The sequence below is a fragment of the Chryseobacterium sp. SIMBA_029 genome (assembly GCF_046535275.1).
Taxonomy (GTDB): domain Bacteria; phylum Bacteroidota; class Bacteroidia; order Flavobacteriales; family Weeksellaceae; genus Chryseobacterium.
Genome location: NZ_JAWRXA010000949.1, coordinates 1 through 229, shown reverse-complemented (window position 1 = coordinate 229; position 229 = coordinate 1). Strand labels below are relative to the sequence as shown.

At 59.4% G+C, this 229-nt stretch carries 1 protein-coding gene; it reads left to right on the top strand.

Annotated features, from left to right (window positions below; all coding sequences use genetic code 11):
• Window positions 1–33: 33 nt before the first annotated feature.
• A partial coding sequence (locus tag SB679_RS26620) for a M20/M25/M40 family metallo-hydrolase (RefSeq protein ID WP_410705466.1) occupies window positions 34–229 on the top strand: 196 nt, incomplete at its 3' end.

Sequence of the window (229 nt, the reverse complement as noted above, 5' to 3'; positions counted from 1 at the left end):
CCAGGAGAAGGTTGCGATCATCTGCTTTGGACCATGGGTGATCGGCCAAAGGTCCTGGTCGTTGGACACTACGACACTGTTTGGCCGCCGGGGACTACTGCTCGATGGCCGTTTTCTGTGGATGGAGACAAAGCCACGGGGCCGGGCTCTTTCGACATGAAGGCGGGCCTTGTGCAGGCGTTCTATGCAGTACAGGCCCTCGGACGCCCGGACGGAGTCCAGATTCTTA